Genomic DNA, 791 nt, shown 5'->3' with positions numbered 1-791 from the left:
ATCGCCGGCCTCGGCGGTACCGCCACGCCCGGCGACCTCGACCTGACCGGGTACACCGTCGTGCCCGGCTTCGTCGACCTGCACGTCCACGGCGGCGGCGGCGCCTCCTACGCCTCCGGCATCGCCGAGGAGGCCCTGCGCGCCGCCCGCACCCACCTCGAACACGGCACCACCACCACGGTCGCCTCCACCGTCACCGGCGAGATCGACGACCTGGCCCGCCAGGCCGCCGTGCTGTCCGAACTCGCCGAGGACGGCGTCCTGGCCGGCGTCCACTTCGAGGGCCCCTTCATCTCCCGCAACCGCTGCGGCGCCCACCGCCCCGACCTGCTGCGCGACCCCGACCCGGCCCTGGTCCGCAAGCTCGTCGACGCCGCCCGCGGCCACGCGAGAATGGTCACCCTCGCCCCCGAACTGCCCGGCGGCCTCGACTCGGTCCGGATGCTCGCCGACCTCGGCGTCATCGCCGCCGTCGGCCACACCGACTCCGACTACACCAGGACCCTGGAGGCGATCGGCGCCGGCGCCACCGTCGCCACCCACCTGTTCAACGCCATGCCCGGCATCGCCCACCGCGCCCCCGGCCCGATCGTGGCCCTGCTGGAGGACGAGCGGGTCACCGTCGAACTCATCAACGACGGCGTCCACCTCCACCCCTCCGTGCTCGACCTCGCCTACGGCACCGCCGGCGCCTCCCGGGTCGCCCTCATCACCGACGCCATGGGCGCCGCCGGCATGGGCGACGGCCTCTACCCCCTCGGCCCGCTCCAGGTCGAGGTCAAGGACGGCGT

1 protein-coding gene is annotated in these 791 nt (G+C 74.8%); it reads left to right on the top strand.

Annotation, left to right across the window (positions count from 1 at the left end):
* Positions 1-791 (top strand): amidohydrolase family protein (locus VR45_RS11135; RefSeq protein WP_045939546.1); only part of this gene is annotated, 791 nt, incomplete at both ends.

This window comes from Streptomyces sp. NRRL S-495, assembly GCF_000966955.1.
Taxonomy (GTDB): domain Bacteria; phylum Actinomycetota; class Actinomycetes; order Streptomycetales; family Streptomycetaceae; genus Kitasatospora; species Kitasatospora purpeofusca.
Note: the sequence above shows the minus strand (reverse complement) of the source record. Positions and strands in the feature narration are given on the sequence as shown.